This window comes from Roseomonas genomospecies 6 (assembly GCF_008365375.1).
Classification (GTDB): Bacteria; Pseudomonadota; Alphaproteobacteria; order Azospirillales; family Azospirillaceae; genus Azospirillum.
In genome coordinates, this window is sequence record NZ_QOKW01000007.1 from 68,031 (window position 1) to 91,998 (window position 23,968).

Genomic DNA, 23,968 nt, shown 5'->3' on the forward strand with positions numbered 1-23,968 from the left:
GACGGAATGCTTCCGGAGCCAACCGGTGCGAATCAAGGGGGAGGATGGCCGGCCATGCGAATGCCCGCGCCCGACGACGGCGTCATCGCGCGCCGCCGCGAGATCATCGCAGCGCTGCGAGCCATCGTGCCCGGCGAGGGCGTGATCGTCGATGAAAGCGAACTGCGCGCCTATGAATGCGACGGGCTGACCGCCTACCGCCAGCTTCCCATGGTCGTGGTGCTTCCCGGCACGACGGAGCAGGTCAGCCGGGTGCTCAAGACCTGCAAGGAGATGGGGGTGAAGGTCGTGCCGCGCGGCGCCGGCACCTCCCTGTCCGGCGGGGCGCTGCCGCTGGCCGACGGCGTGCTGCTGGGCATGGGCAAGTTCAACCGCATCCTGGACATCGACTTCGCGAATCGCTGCGTGGTGACCCAGCCGGGGGTGACCAACCTCGGCATCTCCAACGCGGTGGCTCATGAGGGTTTCTATTACGCCCCCGACCCCTCCAGCCAGATCGCCTGCACCATCGGCGGCAACATCGCGGAGAATTCCGGCGGGGTGCACTGCCTGAAATACGGGCTGACCACCAACAACGTGCTGGGCCTGGAGATGGTGCTGATGGACGGCACCATCCTGCGGCTGGGCGGCAAGCATCTGGAGGCCGGCGGCTACGACCTGATGGGCGTCGTCACCGGCTCCGAAGGGCTGCTGGGGGTGGTGACGGAGGTCACGGTGCGCATCCTGCGCAAGCCCGCGACCGCGCGGGCCGTGCTGATCGGCTTCCCGACCAGCGAGCAGGGCGGCGACTGCGTGGCCGCCATCATCGCCGCGGGCATCATCCCCGGCGGCATGGAGATGATGGACAAGCCGGCCATCCACGCGGCGGAGGATTTCGTCCATGCCGGCTACCCGCTGGACGTGGAGGCCCTGCTGATCGTGGAGCTGGACGGCCCGGCGGCGGAGGTGGACCATCTGATCGACCGGGTGGCGGAGATCGCGCTTTCCAAGGGCTGCTGCTACTCCCGCGTCTCGACCTCGGAGGAGGAGCGTCTGTCCTTCTGGGCCGGGCGCAAGGCGGCCTTCCCGGCGGTCGGGCGCATCAGCCCCGATTATTACTGCATGGACGGCACCATCCCGCGCAAGGCGCTGCCCCTGGTCCTGCACCGCATGCAGGAGATGTCCGACCGCTACGCCCTGCGGGTCGCCAACGTCTTCCACGCAGGGGACGGCAACCTGCACCCGCTGATCCTCTACGACGCCAACAAGCCGGGCGAGCTGGAGCGGGCGGAGGCCTTCGGCAACGACATCCTGCGCCTGTGCGTGGAGGTCGGCGGCGTGCTGACCGGCGAGCATGGCGTGGGGGTGGAGAAGCGCGACCTGATGACCGACCAGTTCGACGCGGTCGATCTGGACCAGCAGCAGCGCATCAAATGCGCCTTCGATCCCGACGGGCTGCTGAACCCCGGCAAGGTCTTCCCCAAGCTGCACCGCTGCGCCGAACTGGGCCGCGTGCATGTTCACAAGGGGGAACTGCGCTTCCCCGACCTTCCCCGCTTCTGAGCCCCCGATTTTGAGCCCCCGATTTTGAGGCTGCACGCATGACCGTGACCACCTTCAAGCCCGAGACGGCGGCCCAGGCCGCCGACGCGGTGCGCTGGGCCCTGTCGGAAGGGACGCCGCTGGACGTCGCCGGTTCGGGGTCCAAGCGCGGACTCGGGCGCCCGATCCAGACCGCCTACACGCTGGACCTGTCCGGCCTGTCCGGAGTCGTCGCCTACGAGGCGGAGGAGTTGGTGCTGACCGCCAAGGCCGGCACGCCGATGGCCGAGATCCTGCCCATGCTGGCGGAACGGCGTCAGCAACTCGCTTTCGAGCCGCAGGACCTCGGCCCGCTGTTCGGGCAGCCGGAGGGGCAGGGGACTCTCGGCGGGGTGATCGCCAGCGGTCTGGCCGGGCCGCGCCGGATCAGCGCCGGCTCCGCCCGCGACCACACGCTGGGGATCGAGGGGGTGAACGGGCGCGGCGAACTCTACAAGGGCGGCGGCAAGGTGGTGAAGAACGTCACCGGTTACGACGTGCCCAAGCTGATGGCCGGGTCCTTCGGCACGCTGACCGTGCTGACCGAACTGACGGTGAAGGTGCTGCCGGCGCCGGAGGATGGGCGGACGCTGCTGCTGGCCGGGCGGGAGGATGCCGGGGCCGTGGCGGCGCTGACCGCGGCGCTGCAAAGCCCCTACGAGGTGTCGGGCGCCGCCCATCTGCCCGCCGGGGTGGCGGCGCGCTCCCATGTGGGGGCGGTCGCCGGGGCGGGCGGGGCGGTGACTCTGGTGCGGGTGGAGGGCTTCGGCCCGTCCGTCGCCGCCCGCGTCGCCGCGCTGAAGGAGGAGCTTGGCGCCGACGCGGTGCTGGACCGGGAGGAGTCTGTTGCGGTGTGGAGGGAGGTCCGGGACGTGGCGTACTTCTGCCCTGCTCCCTCCCCTGCGTCAGCGGGGGAGGGCCGGGGTGGGGGCGCCGACTCCCGCCACGTCTGGAAAATCTCCGTCCAGCCTTCCGAAGGGCCGCGCGTGGCGGAGTCGATCCGCTGGGCGCTGGACGCGGAGCTGTATTTCGATTGGGGCGGCGGGCTGATCTGGGCGGCGGTGGTGCCGGCGCCGGATGCCGCCGCGGTGATCCGTGGCGCGCTGGGCACCGCCGGCCACGCGACGCTGGTGCGCGCGCCCGAGGACGTGCGCACCGCGGCGGAGGTCTTCCACCCGCTGCCCGATCCGGTGATGGCGCTCAGCCGCCGGGTGAAGGAGAGCTTCGACCCCTGCGGCATCCTGAACCCCGGCCGCATGTACGCGGGAGTGTAAGGCATCCATGCAGACGAACTTCACGCTCACCCAACTCGCCAACGCGGATTACCGGGATTCCGAGTCGATCCTGCGCAAATGCGTCCATTGCGGCTTCTGCACGGCGACCTGCCCGACCTACGTCCTTCTGGGCGACGAGCTGGACAGCCCGCGCGGGCGCATCTACCAGATCAAGGACATGCTGGAGAAGGGCGGCCCGCCCACCGAGCATCAGGTGAAGCACATCGACCGCTGCCTGTCCTGCCTGTCCTGCATGACGACCTGCCCGTCGGGCGTGAACTACATGCATCTGGTCGATCACGCCCGCGCCCATGTGGAGGCGACCCACGCCCGCCCGCCCGCCGACCGGGCCATCCGCGACCTGCTGGCCCGCGTGCTGCCGAACCCGCGGCTGTTCCGCCTCGCCCTGATCGCCGCCTGGTTCGGCAAGCCCTTCGCCGGGGTGCTGCCGGGGCGGCTCGGCGCGCTGCTGGCGCTGGCGCCGAAGTCGGTGCCGGGGCCGAGCCACAGCGACCGTCCGGGCAGCCATCAGGCGGTCGGGCCGCGCCGCAAGCGCGTCGCCCTTCTGGTCGGCTGCGCCCAGCAGGTGCTGGCCCCGCAGATCAACGAGGCGACGATCCGCCTGCTGAACCGCCACGGGGTGGAGGTGGTGGTGGCCAAGGGGGCCGACTGCTGCGGCGCCCTGACCCATCACATGGGCAAGACCGACCTGAGCGACGCCGCGGCGCGGAAGACCATCGACGCCTGGATCGCCGAGATGGACGGGGAGGGGCTGGACGCCATCGTCATCAACGCCTCGGGCTGCGGCACCTCCGTCAAGGATTACGCCTTCCAGTTCCGCGAGGACGCGGAGTATGCGCCCAAGGCGCTGCGCGTGGCGGCCATCGCCCGCGACGTGACGGAGTTCCTGGCGGAGATCGGCCTGACCGCTCCGGTGGTGGAGACGGGGCAGGCCATCGCCTACCACTCCGCCTGCTCCATGCAGCACGGCCAGCGCATCAAGGACCCGCCCCGCGCCCTGCTGCGCGGCGCCGGATTCCAGGTGAGGGAAGTCCCGGAGGAGCACATCTGCTGCGGCTCCGCCGGCACCTACAACATGCTCCAGCCGGAAATCGCGGTGCAGTTGCGCGACCGCAAGGTCCGCAACATCGAAAGCACGAAGGCCGACGCCATCGCCGCCGGCAACCTGGGATGCATCACCCAGATCGGCACCGGGACCGGGCTTCCCATTGTCCATACGGTGGAACTGCTCGATTGGGCGACCGGCGGGCCGAAGCCCGACGCGCTGCGGGACAGTCCGGCCTTCTCCGGCCCGGACCGCTCGCCGGGTGCTGCGGTGCGCGCGGCGGAGTAGGTCCACCGACCCGCTTGGACTTTTCGCGCCGTATGGCTAGGTTGACGCCAAAGGGACGAAGAGGCGCTCAGTGGACACCGGTTTGAAGGACGGCGGGTTCAAGGACGGCAGCTACCGCGGCGGCGGTTATGGAATCGGGCGGCGGCTGTCGGCCTGGGGGGTGCATGCCTTCACCGGCAGCGGCGTGGTGCTGGGTCTGCTGGCGCTGCTCGCCGCGGTCAACGGCGAGGCCAAGGCGTGCCTGGGCTGGCTGGGGCTGGCGCTGGTGGTCGACGGGGTGGACGGCACGCTGGCCCGCCGCGCCTCGGTGAAGGAGGTGCTTCCGGGCATCGACGGGTCGGCGCTCGATCTCGTGATCGACTATCTGACCTACGTCGTCGTTCCGGCGGTCTTCATGTACCGCTTCGGCCTGCTTCCCGACGGGTTTGGCGTGGCGCTGGCCGCCTTCATCATGATGACCTCGCTTTATTGCTTCTCGAACACCGGCATGAAGAGCGGCGACAACTATTTCGTCGGCTTCCCGGCGATCTGGAACGTGGTCGCGCTCTATCTGTGGCTGCTGGCGCTCGACCCGTGGGTCAACACCGCCGTGGTGCTGCTCCTCGGCCTGCTCACCTTCACGACCGTCAAATTCCTGCATCCCTTCCGGGTGCGCCGCTGGATGCGCCTGAACCTTCTGGTCAGCGGCGCGTGGCTGGCCTCCAGCGCGGCGCTGGTGGTCCTGTATCCGGACCGGCCCGACGCCGTCTGGGCCGTCTGGCTGGCCAGCAGCGCCTACTACGCCGCGATCTGCGTGTGGCGGACGCTGCGCGGCCCGGCGGCGGCGTGAGGAGGCATCAGGGCTTTTCGGGAGCGGTCTCCCGGTTGATGTCGTCCTTGGCGTCGCGGGCCTTCTGCTGGATGGCCGAGCCGGCGTCCTGCATCATGCGGCCGGCCTCGGCGCCGATGCCCTTGGCGGCTTCGCCCACGCGCTCAGCGGTCTGGTCCACCGCGCGCCCGATCTCCTGGCCGGTCTTCTCCGCCGACTGCTGGTCGTCGCAGGCGGCCAGCAGCGGCAGGGCCAGGAGCGGAAGGGCGAGGACGGCGGCGCGAATTCCGTTGCGATGAGTGCCATTGCGGCGGGCCATGGAACCGGTCTCCACAGTTGATCCATGGAGGGGTAACGGTTCGCGGGGGCTGTTGGTGCCCGCCCTCCATCAAAAGCGGTAGGATGCGGTGATGGCGACCACCGGCCAGAAGCGCGCGGGGCGGATCGAATCCTCCACCTCGCGGCGCTGATCCTCAAGCACGGCGGCGATGGCGGGGGTGGTCGCCACGCCGGGGGCGGTCAGGCTGACGCGCGGGCTGCCCTGGAACAGCACGCCGAGATCCACGCCGATGCTGAAATTCGGGCTGAACGCCGTGCCGTTGTAGCCGATCCCGACATAGGGGGCGAAGCGGTCGAACTTGGCCTCGCCGGTGAGCTGGCCGGCCTGCTGCGGCGTGACCACCACCCCGCCGAAGCTGCGCGGGCCGGACAGGGTGCCGGTCAGGTCGGCCTTGTTGTAATTGATCCGCGCGCCGCCGGTCAGGCGGAAGCCGGTGCCGGCGACGGGGTAGACGTCCAACACCGCGCCGAAGCTGCGCAGCTTCACATCCAGATCGTAGTCGACGCCGGAGATGCCGCGGTCGGTGCTGAAGGTGAACATGTTGCCACCCAGGCGCACCCCGAACATCGGATTCATCCGGTAGCCGGCCTCCAGCCCCAGGCCGAGCGTGCTGGCCTGCGCACCGACGTGGAAAGGCGAATCCAACGGGCCTTCCATCGTCTGGGCGGTCGCGACGGTGGTTCCGGCACAGGTGAGGGCGAAGGCGAGAAGGGCGGCGGTGCGCATGCGGCGTTTCCCCTGAGGCGTCTCGATCGGACGGGGAACGCGGGCCAAACGCAAAGGTTGCGGCCGGCGGGATGCGCCGGCCGCGTTTCAGTTGGCTGTGGCTGAAACGCCACAGCGTCGGGTTGCTGCTCGTTTAGAACTGATCCTCGCTCAGCGCCATCACCGTGCGGTGGGCGGTCAGGATCGGCAGCAGCAGGCCCGGCCCCTGGGCCAGGATCTGCTCCGCGTAGAAGCGGGCGGTGACCAGCTTGGCCTCCAGGAAGGGGGCGTTGGCGCCGGGTTGGCGCAGCCCCTCCAGCGCCTTGGCGGCGGAGCGGGCGAGCATCCAGCCACCGGCCACCGTGCCCCACAGCTTCAGATAGTTCACGGCCCCCGCCGCGGCGGCGCGCAGGTCGCCGTCGGCCTGCGTCTTGACCACCCAGGCCACCGCCTGCTCCAGCGCGTCCAGACCGGCGGACAGGTTGGTGCGGATCGCCTCCACGTCGTCGCCGGGGATGCTCTCCAGCTCCGCCACCGTGGTCCGCATCTCCGCGATGAAGGTCCGGGCCGACTCGCCGCCGTCGCGGCCCGTCTTGCGGAAGGTCAGGTCGTTGGCGTGGATGCCGTTTGTGCCCTCGTAGATCGGGGTGATGCGGGCGTCGCGGTAATGCTGGGCCGCTCCCGTCTCCTCGATGAAGCCCATGCCGCCGTGGATCTGCACGCCGGTGGAGGCCACGTCGCAGCCGATGTCGGTGCTCCACGCCTTCACGATGGGGGTCAGGATGTCCACGCGGGCGGTGGCGGCGGCGCGGGCCGCGGCGTCCTCGTGGTGGCGGGAGATGTCGAGCTGCGTGCCAGCGTAGAGAGCCAGAGCGCGGGCGGCCTCCGTCTTGGCGCGCATGTCCAGCAGCATCCGGCGCACGTCCGGATGGCGGATGATGGCGACGCCGGAGCCCTTCGGGTCGGCCAGATCCTTGCTCTGCACGCGGGACTTGGCGTAGTCGCGGGCCTGCTGGTAGGCGCGCTCGGCGATGGCGACGCCCTGGATGCCGACGCCGAGGCGGGCGTTGTTCATCATGGTGAACATGTATTCGATGCCGCGGTTCTCCTGGCCGACCAGGAAGCCGATGGCGCCGCCGTTGTCGCCGAAGGCCATCACCGCGGTGGGGCTGGCCATGATGCCCAGCTTGTGCTCCAGGCTGGCGCAGCGCAGGTCGTTGCGCTCGCCCGGCGTCCCGTCCTCGTTCGGCAGGAACTTCGGCACGATGAACAGGCTGATGCCCTTGATCCCCGGAGGCGCGTCGGGCAGGCGGGCCAGCACCAGATGGACGATGTTGTCCGTCAGGTCATGCTCGCCGTAGGTGATGAAGATCTTCTGGCCGGTGATGCGGTAGGTCCCGTCCTCCGCCCGCACCGCGCGGGTGCGCACGGCGGCGAGGTCGGAGCCCGCCTGCGGCTCCGTCAGGTTCATGGTGCCGTTCCACTCGCCGGCGATCATCTTCGGCAGGTAGAGCGCCTTCTGCTCCGCGCTGGCGTGCTCGGTCAGCAGATCGACGGCGCCCTGAGTCAGCAGGGGGCACAGGCCGAAGGACAGGTTGGCCGCCTGCCACATCTCGTTCACCGCGAAGGCCACGGTCCAGGGAAGGCCCTGCCCGCCGTACTCCGGCTCGAAGGGCAGACTGTTCCAGCCGCTCTCGGTGAACTGGCCGTAGGCCTCCTTCCAGCCGGTCGGCGTGCGGACCACGCCGTTCTCCAGGACCGAGCCTTCCTTGTCGCCGACCCGGTTGAGCGGGGCGAGAACGCCGGAAGCGAACTTGCCGGCCTCCTCCAGCACGGCGTCCACCAGATCGGGAGCCGCCGAATCGCAGTTCGGCAGCGCGGCGATCGTTTCGAGGCCGACCACCTCGTTCAGGACAAAGCGGAGGTCATCGACCGGAGCGGTGTAGGGAATCATGGATGGAGCGGCCTCCCGTGACCCGATTGACGTGGATGCTTTATGGGCGGTTTACGTGCGCGTCACCATACCGTACCGAATGGTGCATGGCGAGCCTCACCGTCGGGCATGGATATTGGCATCTGGGTTGCGGTGCGAACAGCGCGGCTGCGACGCAGGAGAGGGGGCCGCACTTGGCATCCCGGTTGCAAGAGTGGGACAGCACCGCTCACAGGGGTTCCTCCCATGACCATCGCCACCGCCCTTGCCCGTCAGGCCGAAACCGCCGTCCAGGCCGCGAAGACCACCCGCGGGCCGGCCAATGTGGAGGCGGCGGTCCGCAACGCCAGCGCCAAGACCGGGGTCGATTTTTCCTACCTCATGGAAAAAGCTGCCGTGGAGAGCGGGTACCGGACGGACGTGAAGTCCTCCTCCTCCTCGGCGACGGGGCTCTACCAGTTCATCGACAGCACCTGGCTGGCGACGATGCGCGACCATGGCGCGGATCACGGCTATGCCAAATACGCCAACGCGATCCAGACGCGCGGCGACGGGCGCCCTTATGTCGCCGATCCGGAGCTGAAGCGCGAAATCCTGGACCTGCGCAAGGACCCCGCCGCCTCCGCCCTGATGGCCGCGGAATACACCCGCGAGAACAAGGAGTATCTGGAGGACACGGTCAAAGGGAAGATCGGCTCCACCGAACTCTATATGGCGCATTTCCTGGGGGCGGGCGGCGCGGCGAAGTTCCTGAACGCCATGCAGGACAACCCCAACCGCGCTGCCAAGGAGCTGTTCCCCGACGCCGCCGCCGCCAACAAGGCCGTGTTCTTCGACAAGGAGACGGGCAGGGGCAAATCGCTGAAGGACATCTACGACCGCTTCGCGACGAAGTTCGCGGAAACGCCCGCCGCCGATTTCGCGCCGGCCCAGACCGCCATCGACCGGGTGCGCCGGCAGGACATGCCGGACGGCTTCACCACCCAGGTGCCCAGCATGCCGCAGAAGGCACTGAACGGCACGCCGCTGTCGATCTACCACGTTCTGGCCCTGAACGCGCTGGAGACTCCGGACGAGGTGGACAGCATCACCGGCAAGCCGGCCCGTGGCCGCCGCCAGGACGGCGAGGACAAGGACAACCGCCGCATGCGCGACCAGCCGGTCCGCACGGATCAGAACGAGCATACGGGGCTCGGCCTCGGGCTTGGCCTGTCCAAGGTGGTCGGGCAGACGACGACCGGGGCGGAGACGGGCAAGGCGGCCTGATCGGCTGAACGCCGGGCTAAACGTCCTTGAGCCGTTCGCGGGCGTCCGCTGCGATGGCCGCGAACACCCGGCGGTCGCCGGGCAGCAGCGCGTCGGCGGTCAGCCGGCGGTGCGGCTCGAACCGTAGGCCCGCCTGCCGCGCCGCCGCGGCACTCCCCCAGAAGGCCGGCGGTGCGTGGCACAGGGCGGCGGCGTGGAGCGGCTCGCGCAGCCGCACCTCCCGCAGCACGTTGGTCAGGTCGAAATCGACGACGCTGCGCCGCCCGCCGGGGCCGGTCAGGCGAATCCAGGCGTGGAAGGGAAAGGCTTCGGCCTCCTGCCGAGGCTGCTTCGGATCGGGAGGGCGGACGTCGGCGGGCGCCGCCGGATAGCCGAACCAGCGCGCCCGGCTGTGGACGTCATGCTTGCGGAAAGCCACGCGACCCAGCGCGACCTCCGCCCGCCCATGGCCCAGCGCCTCCAGCAGCATCGCCCCGGCGAAGGCATAATACTGGCAGCCGCCCAGCCGATGCGTGTGGACCAGTTCGCGGTGCAGCGGGTGGGCGGTCACGGCCCCATGCACCGCCCGCCGGATGCGCTCCCGCTCCGGCGGCAGACCCTCGGATGTGGAGGTGCCGTCCACCGGCGCCGTCTCGGCCTCGCCCAGCATCAGGCGCATCCACGCCGACATCGCGAGAAGCATCGCTTGCCCCCTGTCCACGGTCGATGGACCGGCGTCGCCGGCTCCCGTGCCGATGTGAACAGCGCAGGTGGGCCAGTGGTTGCCTTGAAGGGCCGGAGAGGAGTCAGGCGGCGCGGGCTTCGCCACGAAGAGCGCGCAACGCGGCAAGCGCCTCTGCAATCACGTCGGGATGCCGGGATGCGTATTGGATGTCGTAGCCGACCGGTTCACCGTCCTCGCCAAGGTCGATCACCAGATCGCGGGCGTCGTCGATCCGGCTGTCCACCCCTGGGCCGGGGCGGACCTTGACATACATGCTGTCCGTGTCCGGGTCGTAAAGAACGGGGCTGTGGGGGTCGGTCATGGTTCGAAATCCCGATCCGGAAAGGCGTTGTGGACGGTCTCGCCATCCTCCAGCGTCACGACTCTAACATAAGACCGCAGGTGTGCGACCCAACCCCAGTATCGCACGCGGCCACCCGGCTCCCGTTGCCGTTTCACCGGATTGGACAGCACGGCGAGCACATCCAGCGGATCGATGCCGCGCCGTTCCGGCTTCGCCATGACCACCAAGGCGAAATAGCGGGTCCGCCAGAAGGGCGGCGGCGGAAGACGGGACGGTTCCTCCGCCATCGCGGCGCCCCTTACGGCAGCATCTTGCCGGGGTTCAGCAGGCCCTTGGGGTCGAGCGCCGCCTTCATCGCGCGCAGCAGGTCGAACTCGACCGGGCTCTTGATGACCGGCATCTCGTCCTTCTTGAAGCGGCCCACGCCGTGCTCGGCGGAGATGGAGCCGTCCAGGTCGAAGATGACCTCGTTCACCACATGGCAGATCTCGTCCCAGCGGGCGAGATAGGCGGCGGTGTCCGCACCCTCCGGCTGGCTGAGGTTGAAGTGGATGTTGCCGTCTCCGACATGGCCGAAGGGGGTGGGGCGGATGCCGGGGCAGGCCGCGGCCACGGCGGCCTCCGCGCGCTCGATGAACTCGGCGACGCGCGACACCGGGACCGACACGTCGTTCTTGATCGAGCCGCCCTCGAACTTCTGCGCCTCCACGATGGCCTCGCGGATGAACCAGAGCTGGTTGGCCTGGGTCTCCGACTGGGCGATGGTGGCGTCGGTGGCAAGCTCCGCCTCGAAGGCCTCTCCCAGCGCCGCCTCGACATTCTCGCGGAAGGCGTCGGACTGGGTGCCGGCGGTCAGCTCGGTCAGCACGTACCAGGGCGACGGCTCCGACAGCGGGTCGATGGTGCCGGCGACGTGCTTGAGCGCGAACTCCAGGCAGCGGCGCGACATCAGCTCGAAGGCGGCCACGGCGTCGCCCGACGCCGCGCGCAGGCGGGCCAACAGCTCGATGGCGGCGGCGGGGCTGGGCACGGCGATGAAGGCCGTCTCCGACTGGCGCGGGCGCGGGTAGAGCTTCAGCACCGCGGCGGTCACGATGCCCAGCGTGCCTTCCGCTCCGATGAACAGGTGCTTCAGGTCGTAGCCGGTGTTGTTCTTGCGCAAGGAGCGCAGGCCGTTCCAGACGCGCCCGTCGGCCAGCACCACCTCCAGCCCCAGCACGAGGTCGCGCATGTTGCCGTAGCGCAGCACGTTGATGCCGCCCGCGTTGGTGGAGATCAGCCCGCCGATCTGGCAGGTGCCCTCCGCCCCCAGGCTCATCGGCAGCAGGCGGTCCTTGTCCTTGGCGGCCTCCTGCGCGGTCTTGAGCACGACGCCGGCCTCCGCCGTCATGGTGTAGTTCAGCGTGTCGATGCCGCGAATCCGGTTCATCCGCGACAGGCTGAGGACGATCTCGCGCCCTTCCTCATAGGGGATGGAGCCGCCGACGAGGCTGGTGTTGCCGCCCTGCGGGACGACCGGGATGCCGGCCTCCGCGCAGATCGTCACGACCGCCGCGACCTCCTCGGTGCTGGCCGGGCGGACCACCGCCGGACTGTTGCCCTTGAAGCGCCCGCGCCATTCCGACAGGTAGGGGGCCATGTCCTCCGGCGCGGTGAGAAGGCCGTTCAGGCCGACGATAGTGCGAATCCGGTCAAGGGCGGCGATGGAGGCAGCAACGGTCATGGAGCGTAGCTTCCGGGCTGGTGGGCAACAATGCTGCGAACTGATAACGCCGAACGCAACGGTTTTCCAGCCGGACGACGGCACAAACTTCGCGCGCCGACATAACCATATGGCTTTCCAGTTTGAGTAAATTTTTGAAAAGGACGCGCGAAACTGCCCAACCTTTAGTCTACTTACGGATGCAAATCCATTAGCGTTGTCTCTTAAAGTTAGTTATAGTTGGCTCCGTTATCCGAAGGAGGCATTTATGGATGATCGCATACACGAGAACGACGTAGTCCTTCCCGCGCTCAGGGCTCTTGCGGTCGCGCCTAACGGACAGCTATCGACCACCGCATTGAAGAAAAAATTGATCGCCTATTTTCAGCCAGATGGAGAGGATGCGGAGCCGTTGCGAAACCGAAACGATGTGAAGTTTACTCAAATTGTCCGTAACCTTAAATCGCACAAAAAACTTGAGAGGAACGGTTGGGCAATTGAGGTTCCTGGCGGATTTCAGATTACGGAGGCTGGAAGGGCATATGTCGCCTTAAATTCTTAGAGTGCAGATCAAAACCTCTGATGGACCGAGCAAAATCAATGTCTCTAGCCTATGGAGATGGGGTTTTGATCCGCGCTCTTAAAACTCGTCAGAATTCACTCAGAAGTGGACTAAGTTGAAGTCTTTGCAGGCAGGTACTTTAACTGAATTCTCAGGACTGGTTTTTGTGTCCAGGGCTAATCCAGCCGATGCGGCTTTCGCCGGTGCACTCCTTATCCCAAACAAGCCAAGCGTAGGCCGTCGTTCCTGAACCCTTCCGTTCGGCGTTCTTAGGGTAAAAGGTAATGCGCTCGCTAAATACCCATACTCTGGATGGAGGGGTAGGGTCAAAAATTCGGCGGAATCGTTCGTTACCTTCTAGAAATGCTAGCCGTAAGAGTAGGGCAAGTTTATAACGGCACTTGCGCAATCCGTGAAGTACAAATTCCCCAGCAAGATTGTACGGAGGGTTGGTTATTATATTATCAGAAACGCGGTTTTCTGTCAGAAAGTCAATTCCTGGGGTGCCAAACCCTCGGTCAAATTTATCAGAGCTGAATACGTTGTGTCCGTGCTGTTCAAGGGCTTGAGACATGGCTCCATCGCCACAAGCGCATTCCCAAATTTCCCCCGTAAACTTCTCGTAATCTAAAAGCGCTAACGTAGCCCAAGGTGGAGTTGGGTAGAATTCCTCAGAGTGCCCATCTATGACGCGCTTCGTAACAGGCTGAGTAGTTGATTTCAGGCTGTAATTTCGCGATGAGAATTCTATGTCAGAAGGTGTCCAGATAAGTGTTTTATCTTGCTTCTTCATATGAGCGGCCTTATAGAATTTGGTATATCCAAATATTGATTGAATTCACCGAAAATGTCAATGGAAGTCTTGAGTTTGTGCGTTTAAGATGCCATTGTAAATAGCTAGGTATAGTGGGGTTTGATTGAGCGCTGATTTACGGGGCAGTGCAAACCCATGCTCTAACCGATTGAAACTGGGCTGAGTCTTGCGATCCTTCAGCCCAGCGATTACGCGTTGTCTGGGACGCGCCATCACCCCCGCGGCGCCGCCGCCCGCCGCAGGCGGTCGTTGATGGCGACACCCAGCCCCTCGTCCGGGATCGGCATCACGGCGATGGCGCGCGCACCCTCCTGATCGAGCGCGCGGAGATGGGCGAACAGGTTCGCCGCCGCCTCGTTCAGGTCACCCTGAAGGCTCAGGTTCAGCCGGGCCTTGCCGCCGCGGATGAAGCGGTCGGGGCCGAAGGTGAGGAACGCCTCGTCATCCCCGGCGCTCGTGGCGTTCAGCCGCACGGGCGCGTCGGGGGCGTAGTGGCTTTCCAACTGGCCGGGGGACTTCGGGGCGTCGGGGTTGCCGGCGGACAGCAGGACGGGGCCGATCAGCCGCTCGATCTCCTCGCGCAGCACCGCGCCGGGGCGCAGCAGCACCGGGGTCTCGCCGGTCAGGTCGAGCACGGTGGACTCCACCCCGACCTGGCACTTTCCGCCGGCCACCACCATGCTCACCCGGTCGCCCAGGCTTTCGATGACGTGGTGCGGGGCGGTCGGGCTGACCGCGCCGGAACGGTTGGCGCTGGGTGCGGCGATCGGCTTCCCGGCGGCCTTCAGCAGGGCCTGCGCCACCGGATGGCCGGGCACCCGCACCGCCACGCTGTCCAGCCCGGCGGACACCAGAAGCGACAATCCGGACTCGGCCCGGCGGGGCAGCACCAGGGTCAGCGGGCCGGGCCAGAACTGGTGGGCCAGTTCCACCGCGCGCTCGTCGAGCACGGCGATGGCCTCGGCGGACTCCAGGTCCGGCACATGGGCGATCAGCGGGTTGAACTGCGGGCGGCCCTTGGCGGCGAAGATCGCGGCCACGGCCCGGTCGTCGGTGGCGTCCCCGCCGAGCCCGTAGACGGTCTCGGTCGGGAAGGCGACCAGTTCGCCGTTGCGCAGCGCCTCGCCGGCGCGGGCGAGGCCGGCGGGCGTGGCGGGGATGATGTCGGGATGCTTTTCGGTCACGGGGCGTTTTGTAAAGCGTCGGGGGATGAAGTCAATTCGCGCGGTTGCGCCGGCTCTGTCCAAGCCTTATGACGGGTACGCGCGATAAACAACCAAATGATGGGTGTGGGCATGGCGGGCAAGGTCTTCACCGTGGCGCAACAGAAGGGCGGGGCCGGCAAGACCACGCTGGTGGCTCATCTCGCCATCGCCTGGATGCAGCTCGGCCGGTCGGTCGCCACGGTCGACATCGACCCGCAGGGCAGCCTGACCCGCTGGCACGAGGTGCGGGCGGAGGCCACGGGCGGAGAGCCCGGCTTCACCCATGTCCAGATCACCGGCTGGCGCACCCAGACCGAGGTGGAGAAGCTGGCCCGCGGCCACGACATCGTGCTGATCGACAGCCCCCCCCACGCCCAGACGGAGGCGCGGATCGCCGTGCGCGCCGCCAGCCTCGTCATCGCCCCGGTGCAGCCCAGCCCGATGGACCTGTGGGCGGTGCAGCCGACGCTGGACCTCGCCGCGCAGGAGAAGCGCCGCCTGCTGCTGGTGCTGAACCGCGTGCCGCCGCGCGCCCGCATCGCGGACGAACTCATCGCGCGGGTCCGCGAACTCGTGAATCCGCCCGCCGTCGACATCGCGGAGGCGCAGATCGGCAACCGCACGGCCTATGCCGGCACCCTGCTGACCGGCCTGTCGGTAACGGAGGCCGCGCGCCGGACCCAGGCCGCGGCGGAGATGCAGGCGCTGGCCGAGGAGATCCTGCGCCGGGCGGCGTGAGGCGGGCTCTTCCCTACTTCTCGAACGTCCCCGGCGACGGCGCTTCCTTCCCGTCGCCCCCGTTGCCCAGGAAGAACAGGTTGCGCAGGAAACCCGGCGCCAGCATGGCGAGCGGGTTCACCGTCACGTCCGGGTCGGCCAGCGGGCCGCGGACGTGCCAGGTGGCGCTGAAGATGCCTTGCCCTTCGCCGCCGCTCAGCGCGTCGCCCAGCAGCGGGATTTGGCCGATCAGGCGGTTCAGCCCATAGACAGGCACGATGGTGCCGCGCAGGTTGGCGGTGTCCGTCTCGATGTCCACCTCCCCCGACAGGGTCAGGCCGAGCGCGGAGCCGGAGGTGCGCAGATCCTTCACGGTCAGCAGGCGCCCCTCCTTGCGGTAGTCGCTGACCGCCCGCCCGAACCGGATGCCCTTGCCGCCGCCCATCAGTTCCGCGAAGCCGGAGGGGGAGATGGCGTTCAGGATGCGGGCCAGGACCGGCGGATCGACCAGCGCGTAGTCCTTCAGCTCCATCCGCCCCTCGATGGCGGCGTCGGCCCGCGGCTCCACCGTGCGTCCGGTGATGGTGAGAGCGCCGCCCTGCACCCGGTCGTTGATGTCGAGCGCGCGGAAGGTCTCGCCCGCGTCGCTGGCCGTGATGGCCACGTCGTGGAAGCCCTGGGCGCCCGGCAGGTAGCGCAGCGACACCGCCCCCTCGCGGCCCGCCCGCGCCGTCACGTTCAGGTTCGTCCAGGACAGGCTGTCCCGTTTGATCCGCCCGGCCACGTCGGACAGGTGCCGGCCATCCCCGAAGACGACGCGGTTCAGCCGCAGGTCGAAATCGAGGGGCAGCGGTTTCTCGTCGTCCGGACCCGGCTTCTTTCCGCCGGGCGGGTCGGCCTTGCCGGCCAGCACGCGGGCGTCCAGGCTCTGGCCCGTGATGGTCCCGGAATAGCCGGCCTTGCCGCCATCATGGACCGTCACGTCGGCCTTCAGGTCGGTCTGGCCCACCGACAACTGGCTGACCGCCACCTTGGTGACCGCCATGGTCTGGGGGGCCAGATCGACCACCGCCTGGGCGCGCAGGCCCCCGGCATCGACGGACAGGCCGGTGACGCGGGTCACCCGGTCCTTCTGGAACTCCAGCGCAAGCTTGCCCGTGCCGGGGACGCCGGGCCTCTTCTCCCAGCCCAGCTCGTCGATGCGCAGATGGGTCTTTTCCAGGTTCAGCCCGGCGGTCAGCCCGAAGCGGCGGCGCTGGTCCACGGTGAACAGCACGTCCGCCCCCATCGGCCCCGCGACATGCTCGCCGAGGTCGATGCCGTGGCTGCGCAGATCCTTCGCGTCCACGTCGCCTTTCACGGCGATGCGGGTGCGCGGCCCCTTGGCGGTGGAGGTGAACTGCTCCTTCCAGTCGATGCTGACGGGGATGCCGTCCAGTTTGGTGTTGCCCTTCACCGTCATGGCGTTCATGTCGAGCGCCAGGGTCAGGTCGCCCTCCGTCGCGGTCAGCCCGGCGGCGACCTTCTCCACCCCCACGCCGCGCAGCTTCGCCGCGACGTTCAGGTCCAACTGCTCCACCTTCAGATCGACCAGCAGCGGGAACTGGAAATGGAGCTGCGCGTCGGCCTGCCCCTGCGTCCGCTTCGGATCGAGGTCGAGGCGGCTGGGATAGCCCAGCGGCGGGCTGTCCAGAACCGTCAGGATGGTGCGCACCGGCCCGCGGACCGGGACGCGGATGTCCATGGTCTCCTGCCCGGTGTCCAGCCCGCCGATGACGACCGTGCCCTCGCCGAGCTGGACGTCGTCGATCCGCCCACCCTTGGTCTGGATGGTGAAGGTCTTGCCGTCGGTGGACACCTCCGCCGACAGGCCGGTCACCTTGGGCAGGGGATGGAAGTAATCCACCGTCATGCCCTCGGCCTGGATGCCGGCGTGGAAATGCGTCAGGTCGATCGCCGCGAGGTCGGCCAGCGGACTGGCGGCGCTGACCGTGGCCCTCGCCTCCGGCACGATGCCGTGCGACAGGTTGGTGGTCACCCATTCCCGCGCGTTCTTCCCCAGCCCCAGCGGCCACAGCCGGGGCAGGTCGTCCGCCGGCACCTGCCGCGCCGTCACGGCGGCCTCGACGGACAGCCGGGCGCCGGGCGTGTCGGTGGGCGTGTTGGCGGGCGTGTCGGGCTGCGCGATGGTGGCGCGCGCCGTCCCCTCCACGGTCGGCCCGCCGAGGTCGAGCGCCAGCCGCTCCACCTCCAGCCGGCCCGAGGCGCGGTCCCCGGCCATCGTCAGCGCCGCGGAGGCGACGGGCAACGGTTCCGGGAACAGCTCCGGATGGACGACGAGGCCCTCGCCGGCCTTCAGATCGGCCCGCCCGCTGCGCGGCTGCCAGCCGGCGTCCAGCTCCACGCTCGCGGCCCCGGACAGGGGAAGCCGTGCTGCGGCCAGCGGAGCCAGCGCCGGGGCGAGCCCGGCCAGTTCGGCGGGAACCAGCCCGTCCAGCCGCGCCGCGACCGACGTGCCCTTGCCCGGAACCTGCGTGCCGTCCAGGCCGAGGGAGGCCCGATTGCTCCCCACCGTCAGGCCCAGGTGCAGGCTGCCGTCGCGCCGGTCGCCGCGTTCCCGCAACTCGGCGCGCCCGGTCAGTTCCAGCCCCTCCAGCGCGAGGTCCAGCCGGTCCAGCTCCGCCCGCCGGCCCGGCACGTCGAGGCTTCCACGCAGCCGCATGCGCTCAACGCGGTAGGGATCGGGGCGCAGGGCGGGCAGGCTCACCGCTCCGGCGCCGCCATGCAGGTCGAAGCCGAAGCGCACCGGGTCGAGCCGCGAATCCAGCGTGGCGTCGATCCGCCCGCCGAGGGGCACCGTCACCGCGGACAGCGGCGCCAGCATCGGGCCGATCTTCGCCAGCGCCGCGGGCTGCAAGCCTTCGAAGCGGGCGGCCAGCGCGGTCACCGAATCGGTCATGCGGTGGCTGCCCGACGCCTCCACCGCCGCCGTCCGCCCGTCGAGGTCGAGCAGCAGTTGCGCCCCGCCGACGATCTCCGTCGCGTCGCGGCTCAGCACGATGTCGGCGCGGCTGGCGTGCCAGGACAGGCCCAGCATGCGGTTCGTCACCGTCAGGTCGGCGCCCATGACGGTCAGCCGCCGCAGAAGCCCCAGCGGACGGCCGATGTCCGGCGGCTGCAACAAGGTGGAAACGATCTCCCCCGCGAAGTCGGGGCCGCCCGCCGGCTCCTCCTTCTCCGGCTGGCCGGGGGCCGGGAGCGAGCGCACGTCGAAGTCCAGGCTGCCGTCGGCCCGGCGCACCACCTGGAGGCGCGGGCGCACGAGATCGAGCCGCGTCGGCGACAGCTTGCCCTGGAACAGCGCCCGCACGGAGAAGCCGACGCCCAGCTCCGGCACCGCCGCCAGCTCGTTTCCATCGGCGTTGACCGCGTGCACGTCAATGGCGCGCAGGTCCAGCCGGGTCAGCCCGTCGCTCTCCTCCTCGTCCACCCAGGACAGGACGAGCTGGCCGACATCGACGCGGTAGCGGCCCTGCGGGTCGCTCAGCGCGCGCTCCACGTAAGGGGTCAGCGGATCGAGCGCGATCGGCCCCTGGGCCAGCCGCCACGCGAACAGCCCGCCCGCGGCGCCGACGACGGCCACCGTGCCCGCGGTGGTCCAGGCCAGGATCTTGGCGGTGCGCCGGATCACGGACGCTGTTCCGGCGCAGAGCCCGGCCCAGACCCCGGCGCACACGGTGCCGACGATTTGTCACGGTTGACCGCAACGGCCGGACCGCGCACCTTCCTGCTCAGTTCTTGTGCAGGGATAGCCGCGATCATGCCCACCACCACGCTGCCGAAACCCTTCGATCCCGCCCTCGCCGAACGCGGCCTGGAGCGCTGGCGCCAGGAGGCGGCAAACGCCGACGACGAGTCCGGCCATGAGTCCTTGCGCGCCTGGGCGGAAGCGTACGCCGATTCGGCGGAGGGCCGGGCGCTGATCGACGCGGTGTGCGGCAACAGCCCGTATCTGGGCCAGATCCTGACGCGCGAGCTTCCCTTCGTCCGGGAGTTGGTGACGCAGGGGTACGGCGATGCCTTCGCCGCGCTGCTGCGGCGGCTGGAGGCCGATTGCGCGGAGGAGCGCAACATCGACCGGCTGATGACGGCCCTGCGCGTCGCCAAGCGGCGGGCCGCGCTGCTGATCGCCATGGCCGACATCACCGGCGCGTGGGAGCTTGAGGCCGTCACCGGCGCCCTGTCCGACATCGCCGAGACGTCGGTGCGGATGGCCGCAAACCACCTGCTGCGCCGCGCCGCGGAGGCGGGCACGCTGACGCTGCCGGAACCGCAGCGGCCATGGGTCGGGTCGGGCCTGATCGTGCTTGGCATGGGCAAACTTGGTGCGCGCGAACTCAACTATTCCAGCGATATCGACCTGATCGTCCTGTACGACGACGCCGTCGTGCAAACGCCCCAGCCGGACAACCTCGCCCGCACGTTCATTCGTATCGCGCGCGATCTTGTCCGCATTATGGATGAACGGACCAAGGACGGCTACGTCTTCCGTACAGATCTGCGGCTGCGCCCCGATCCGGGAGCCACGCCGCTGGCGGTTTCCGTCTCGGCGGCCGAAATTTATTACGGCAGCGTCGGGCAGAACTGGGAACGCGCGGCCATGATCAAGGCCCGCCCCATCGCCGGGGACCCGGAGGCGGGGGCGCATTTCCTGCGCTTCCTCGAACCGTTCGTGTGGCGGCGCCATCTCGACTTCGCGGCCATCCAGGACATCCATTCCATCAAGCGTCAGATCAACGCCCACAAGGGCCACCGTGAAGTGACGGTGAACGGCCACGACATCAAGGTCGGCCGCGGCGGAATCCGCGAGATCGAGTTCTTCGCCCAGACCCAGCAACTCATCTTCGGCGGACGCGACATCCGCGTGCGCATCGCCCCCACGCTGCTGGCGAACAAGGCGCTGTGCGAGATCGGGCGCGTGCCGGAGGCGGCGGTGGAGGAGTTGGAGGAGGCCTACCGCTTCCTGCGCCGGGTCGAGCACCGCATCCAGATGACCGACGACCGCCAGACCCACCAGATCCCGGCGGACGACGAGGGGGTGGCGCATCTGGCGACCTTCCTCGGCTACGCGGCGGTCGAGGACTTCCGCGCCGAGCTGCTGGCCCAGCTTGGCCGGGTCGAGGACCGCTACGCCGAGCTGTTCGAGGAGGCGCCGTCGCTGTCCGGTCCCGGCAACCTCGTCTTCACCGGCACCGACGACGACCCCGGCACGGTGAAGACGCTGGCCGGCATGGGCTACCGCGACCCCAGCCGGGTCATCGCCGTGGTGTCCACCTGGCACCGCGGGCGCTACCGCTCCACCCGCTCGGGCCGCGCGCGGGAGCTGCTGACCGAGCTGGTGCCGGCCATGCTGAACGAGCTGGCGAAGACGCCCGCCCCGGACGACGCGCTGGTGAAGTTCGACAGCTTCCTGGAGCGGCTGCCGGCGGGCGTCGGGCTGTTCTCGCTGTTCATCGCCAACCCCTGGCTGCTGGCCCTGGTGGCGGAGATCCTGGGCACGGCCCCTCAACTGGCCGAGACGCTGTCGCGCAACCCGTCGCTTCTCGACGCCGTGCTGTCGCCCGACTTCTTCGACCCGCTGCCCGACGCGGAGGGGCTGACGCCGGAGTACAAGCGCTTCATCGCCGGGGCGCACAACTTCGAGGATGTGCTGACCCTGTCGCGGCGCTGGACCAACGACCAGCGCTTCCGCGCCGGGGCGCACATCCTGCGCGGCATCACCGACGGCGACCGCTGCGGTCCCTTCCTCGCCGATCTGGCCGACGTGGTGGTGCCGGAACTGGCCGCCCGCGTGGAGGAGGAGTTCGCCGCCCGCCATGGCCGCATCCCCGGCGGCGCCTGGGTGGTGGTGGCGATGGGCAAGCTGGGCAGCCGGCAGCTCACCATCACCTCCGACATCGACCTGATCGTGGTCTACGAGGTGCCGCCCGGCACGCGCCAGTCGGACGGCGTCAAGCCGCTGGCCCCCAACGAGTATTACATCAAGCTGACGCAGCGCCTGACCAACGCCATCACCGCCCCGATGGCGGACGGGCGGCTGTACGAGGTGGACATGCGGCTGCGCCCGTCGGGCAACGCCGGGCCGCTCGCCACCGCGTTGGACGCCTTCACCGCCTACCAGACCAAGGACGCCTGGACGTGGGAGCACATGGCGCTGACCCGCGCCCGCGTCATCGGCGGCAATCTCGGCGGCGACCCGGCGCTGGCCCGCAAGGTCGAGTCGGCCATCCGCGGCGTGCTGACCGGCCCGCGCGATCCGGCGAAAGTGCTGTGGGACGTGGCCGACATGCGCCGCCGCATCGACAAGGAGTTCGGCACCGCCAACCCGTGGAACGTCAAATACGCCCGCGGCGGCCTGATCGACATCGAGTTCACGGCCCAGTACCTCCAGCTTCGCCACGGGCACGACCACCCGGAGATCCTGTCCATCGCCACCAGCCGCGCGCTGCTCAACGCCGCAGGCGCCGGGCTTCTGGCGCCGGAGGTGGCGGAGGAGCTGGTGGCGACGCTGAAGCTGTGGCGGCGGGTGCAGGGCTTCCTGCGGCTGACCACGGACGGCGTGCTCGATCCCCGGCAGGTGTCGCCCACGCTGCGGGAGGGGCTGTCCCGCGCCGCCTTCCCGGACGAGGAGCCGGCGGTTGACTTCGCGGCGCTCGACAGCAGAATCCGGGACATCGCCGCCCGCGCCCACCGCCATTTCGTGGCGCTGGTCGAGGAACCGGCGTCAAGGCTGCCTCCCCCAGAGACCAAAGAAGAAGCCAAACTCCCATGAGCGAAGCCCAGAACGCCGCCATCGAGGCCGGCACCCCCGCCCCGGATTTCACCATGCCGACCGACGGCGGCGGCAGCGTCACGCTGTCCGCCCTGAAGGGCAAGCCGGTGGTGCTGTATTTCTACCCGAAGGACGACACGTCCGGCTGCACGTCGGAGGCCTGCGGCTTCCGCGACCAGTTCCCGGACTTCAGCGGGCTGGACGCCGTGGTGATCGGCGTGTCCAAGGACAGCGTGGCCAGCCACGACAAGTTCAAGGCGAAGTACGAGCTGCCCTTCACGCTCGCCTCCGACAAGGAGACGGGTGTCGCCGAAGCCTACGGCGTCTGGGTCGAGAAGAGCATGTACGGCCGCAAGTACATGGGGCTGGAGCGCGCGACCTTCCTGATCGACAAGGACGGCGTCGTCCGCAACGTCTGGCGCAAGGTGAAGGTCACCGGCCATGTGGCGGCGGTGCTGAAGGCGTTGCAGGCGCTGTGACCGCACGGGTTTCCCCTCTTCCCGGTGGGAGAGGGGAAACCGGTGGAGTCGCTGAAGGTCAGACCGCCTTGACCAGCGCGTGGCGCTTCTTGCCGGCGCTCAGCTTGATGACGCCGTCGGCGTTCAGGTCGGCGGTCGTGGCCTTGGCGGACTCGTCGGCGATGGCCGCGTCGTTCATCTTCGCGCCCGCGCCCTTGATGAGGCGGCGCGCCTCGCCCTTCGAGGCGGCCAGACCGGCGGACACCAGCAGGTCCACCACCGCGACGCCGGCCTCAAGCTCCGCGCGGGGCAGGTCGATGCTCGGCAGGCCCTCGGCGGCGGCGCCCTGCTCGAAGGTGCGGCGGGCGGTCTCGGCGGCCTCCAGGGCAGCCTCCTCGCCGTGGGCGAGCTTGGTCACCTCGTGGGCCAGGATCTTCTTGGCCTCGTTGATGTCGGCGCCCTGGAGCGCCTCCAGCCGCGCCACCTCGTCCAGCGGCAGCTCGGTGTAGAGGCGCAGGAAGCGGCCCACGTCCGCGTCCTCGGTGTTGCGCCAGTACTGCCAGAAATCATAGGCGCTGAGCTTGTCGGCGGTCAGCCAGATGGCCCCCGCGGCGGTCTTGCCCATCTTGGCGCCCGAGGAGGTGGTCAGCAGCGGCGTGGTCAGGCCGAACAGCTCCGCCCCATCGGTGCGGCGGCCCAGCTCCACGCCGTTGATGATGTTGCCCCACTGGTCCGACCCGCCCATCTGGAGCACGCATTTCTCGCGCCGGAACAGCTCCACGAAATCGTAGGCCTGGAGAATCATGTAATTGAATTCCAGGAAGGTCAGCGGCTGTTCGCGGTCCAGCCGCAGCTTCACCGACTCGAAGGTCATCATGCGGTTGATCGTGAAATGCCGCCCGATGTCGCGCAGCAGCGGGATGTATTTCAGCTCGTCCAGCCAATCGGCGTTGTTGACCATCACCGCGTCGGTCGGCCCGTCCCCAAAGGACAGGTAGCGCCCGAAGATGCGCTTGATGCCCGCCATGTTGGCGTTGATGAGTTCGTCGGTCAGGAGCTGGCGCGCCTCGTCCTTGCCGGAGGGGTCGCCGATCTTGGTCGTCCCGCCGCCCATCAGAACGATCGGCTTGTGGCCGGTCTTCTGCAGCCAGCGCAGCATCATGATCGGCAGCAGGCTGCCCACATGCAGGCTGTCCGCCGTGCAGTCGAAGCCGATGTAGGCGATGATCGGCCCCTTCGCCGCGCGCTCGTCGAGCCCGGCGAGGTCTGTGCACTGGTGGATGAAGCCGCGTTCCTGCAGCGTGCGGAGGAAATCCGATGTCAGCGTCGTCATGGCCGCGATCCGGCTGTCGTGGTAGGGTCCAGGGTCGCGTCTGTTAGCATGGAACGCGCGGCCCCACAATTCTCGGGGCCGGATTCGGCAAAGGAACG

At 68.8% G+C, this 23,968-nt stretch carries 19 protein-coding genes; 8 read left to right on the plus strand and 11 right to left on the minus strand.

The annotated features are described in order from the left end of the window. The first annotated feature begins 54 nt into the window (after positions 1 to 54). The 4 genes from DS843_RS11285 (at position 55) to pcsA (ending at position 5,017) form a co-directional block, all read left to right on the plus strand. Complete coding sequence (locus tag DS843_RS11285) at positions 55 to 1,542, plus strand: FAD-linked oxidase C-terminal domain-containing protein (protein WP_149468987.1); 1,488 nt, start codon at positions 55 to 57, stop codon at positions 1,540 to 1,542. A gap of 38 nt (positions 1,543 to 1,580) precedes the next feature. Continuing rightward, complete coding sequence (glcE, locus tag DS843_RS11290) at positions 1,581 to 2,834, plus strand: glycolate oxidase subunit GlcE (protein WP_149468988.1); 1,254 nt, start codon at positions 1,581 to 1,583, stop codon at positions 2,832 to 2,834. Between the two features lie 7 nt (positions 2,835 to 2,841). Continuing rightward, the gene (gene glcF / locus DS843_RS11295; RefSeq protein ID WP_149468989.1) at positions 2,842 to 4,188 is read left to right on the plus strand and encodes a glycolate oxidase subunit GlcF; all 1,347 of its coding nucleotides are present in this window, start codon (positions 2,842 to 2,844) and stop codon (positions 4,186 to 4,188) included. Between the two features lie 70 nt (positions 4,189 to 4,258). Next, entirely contained in the window at positions 4,259 to 5,017 is a 759-nt protein-coding gene (gene pcsA / locus DS843_RS11300) for a phosphatidylcholine synthase (protein ID WP_286192053.1), read from the plus strand. A gap of 7 nt (positions 5,018 to 5,024) precedes the next feature. Here pcsA and DS843_RS11305 read toward each other — a convergent pair whose 3' ends face one another. From DS843_RS11305 to DS843_RS11315, 3 genes are all read right to left on the minus strand, one after another. Then, positions 5,025 to 5,315: a hypothetical protein gene (locus DS843_RS11305; RefSeq protein WP_149468990.1), complete on the minus strand. Its 291-nt coding sequence runs from the start codon at positions 5,313 to 5,315 to the stop codon at positions 5,025 to 5,027. Between the two features lie 69 nt (positions 5,316 to 5,384). After that, on the minus strand, positions 5,385 to 6,062 hold the full coding sequence (locus DS843_RS11310; protein WP_149468991.1) for a hypothetical protein: 678 nt from the start codon (positions 6,060 to 6,062) through the stop codon (positions 5,385 to 5,387). Positions 6,063 to 6,195: 133 nt separating this feature from the next. Next, positions 6,196 to 7,995, minus strand: coding sequence for an acyl-CoA dehydrogenase (locus DS843_RS11315; RefSeq protein ID WP_149468992.1), 1,800 nt, complete (start codon positions 7,993 to 7,995; stop codon positions 6,196 to 6,198). A gap of 225 nt (positions 7,996 to 8,220) precedes the next feature. Between DS843_RS11315 and DS843_RS11320 the strand changes: the two genes are divergently transcribed. Further along, positions 8,221 to 9,240 carry a lytic transglycosylase domain-containing protein gene (locus DS843_RS11320; RefSeq protein ID WP_149468993.1) on the plus strand — a complete coding sequence of 340 codons (1,020 nt, stop codon included), beginning with the start codon at positions 8,221 to 8,223 and terminating at the stop codon, positions 9,238 to 9,240. A gap of 16 nt (positions 9,241 to 9,256) precedes the next feature. Here DS843_RS11320 and DS843_RS11325 read toward each other — a convergent pair whose 3' ends face one another. The 6 genes from DS843_RS11325 to DS843_RS11350 all read right to left on the minus strand — a co-directional run bounded on the left by DS843_RS11325 (position 9,257) and on the right by DS843_RS11350 (position 14,509). Further along, the gene (locus DS843_RS11325) at positions 9,257 to 9,922 is read right to left on the minus strand and encodes a hypothetical protein (protein WP_149468994.1); all 666 of its coding nucleotides are present in this window, start codon (positions 9,920 to 9,922) and stop codon (positions 9,257 to 9,259) included. A gap of 103 nt (positions 9,923 to 10,025) precedes the next feature. Continuing rightward, positions 10,026 to 10,265: a DUF2283 domain-containing protein gene (locus DS843_RS11330; RefSeq protein ID WP_149468995.1), complete on the minus strand. Its 240-nt coding sequence runs from the start codon at positions 10,263 to 10,265 to the stop codon at positions 10,026 to 10,028. After that, entirely contained in the window at positions 10,262 to 10,534 is a 273-nt protein-coding gene (locus tag DS843_RS11335; protein WP_149468996.1) for a hypothetical protein, read from the minus strand. The genes DS843_RS11330 and DS843_RS11335 overlap by 4 nt, the downstream gene beginning before the upstream one ends. Before the next feature lie 11 nt (positions 10,535 to 10,545). Next, positions 10,546 to 11,970 (minus strand): FAD-binding oxidoreductase, encoded by a 1,425-nt coding sequence (locus DS843_RS11340; protein ID WP_149468997.1) that lies wholly within the window; start codon positions 11,968 to 11,970, stop codon positions 10,546 to 10,548. Between the two features lie 692 nt (positions 11,971 to 12,662). Continuing rightward, positions 12,663 to 13,304, minus strand: coding sequence for a hypothetical protein (locus DS843_RS11345; protein WP_149468998.1), 642 nt, complete (start codon positions 13,302 to 13,304; stop codon positions 12,663 to 12,665). A 233-nt stretch (positions 13,305 to 13,537) separates the two neighbouring features. Then, complete coding sequence (locus DS843_RS11350; protein ID WP_149468999.1) at positions 13,538 to 14,509, minus strand: L-threonylcarbamoyladenylate synthase; 972 nt, start codon at positions 14,507 to 14,509, stop codon at positions 13,538 to 13,540. Between the two features lie 96 nt (positions 14,510 to 14,605). On the opposite strand from DS843_RS11350, the gene parA reads away from it, so the two are divergent. After that, positions 14,606 to 15,268, plus strand: coding sequence for a ParA family partition ATPase (gene parA / locus DS843_RS11355; protein ID WP_475849091.1), 663 nt, complete (start codon positions 14,606 to 14,608; stop codon positions 15,266 to 15,268). A 13-nt stretch (positions 15,269 to 15,281) separates the two neighbouring features. On the opposite strand, the gene DS843_RS11360 is transcribed toward parA, so the two are convergent. Then, positions 15,282 to 18,938 (minus strand): YhdP family protein, encoded by a 3,657-nt coding sequence (locus tag DS843_RS11360; RefSeq protein ID WP_149469000.1) that lies wholly within the window; start codon positions 18,936 to 18,938, stop codon positions 15,282 to 15,284. A 129-nt stretch (positions 18,939 to 19,067) separates the two neighbouring features. Here DS843_RS11360 and DS843_RS11365 point away from each other — a divergent pair, with 129 nt between their 5' ends. Then, positions 19,068 to 22,079 (plus strand): bifunctional [glutamine synthetase] adenylyltransferase/[glutamine synthetase]-adenylyl-L-tyrosine phosphorylase, encoded by a 3,012-nt coding sequence (locus DS843_RS11365; protein WP_149469001.1) that lies wholly within the window; start codon positions 19,068 to 19,070, stop codon positions 22,077 to 22,079. Next, the gene (gene bcp, locus DS843_RS11370; RefSeq protein WP_149469002.1) at positions 22,076 to 22,558 is read left to right on the plus strand and encodes a thioredoxin-dependent thiol peroxidase; all 483 of its coding nucleotides are present in this window, start codon (positions 22,076 to 22,078) and stop codon (positions 22,556 to 22,558) included. Before DS843_RS11365 ends, bcp begins: the two co-directional genes overlap by 4 nt. Positions 22,559 to 22,616: 58 nt before the next feature. Here the strand turns inward: bcp and tyrS are convergent, their stop codons facing one another. Next, on the minus strand, positions 22,617 to 23,870 hold the full coding sequence (gene tyrS, locus DS843_RS11375) for a tyrosine--tRNA ligase (RefSeq protein WP_149469003.1): 1,254 nt from the start codon (positions 23,868 to 23,870) through the stop codon (positions 22,617 to 22,619). Positions 23,871 to 23,968: the final 98 nt, after the last annotated feature.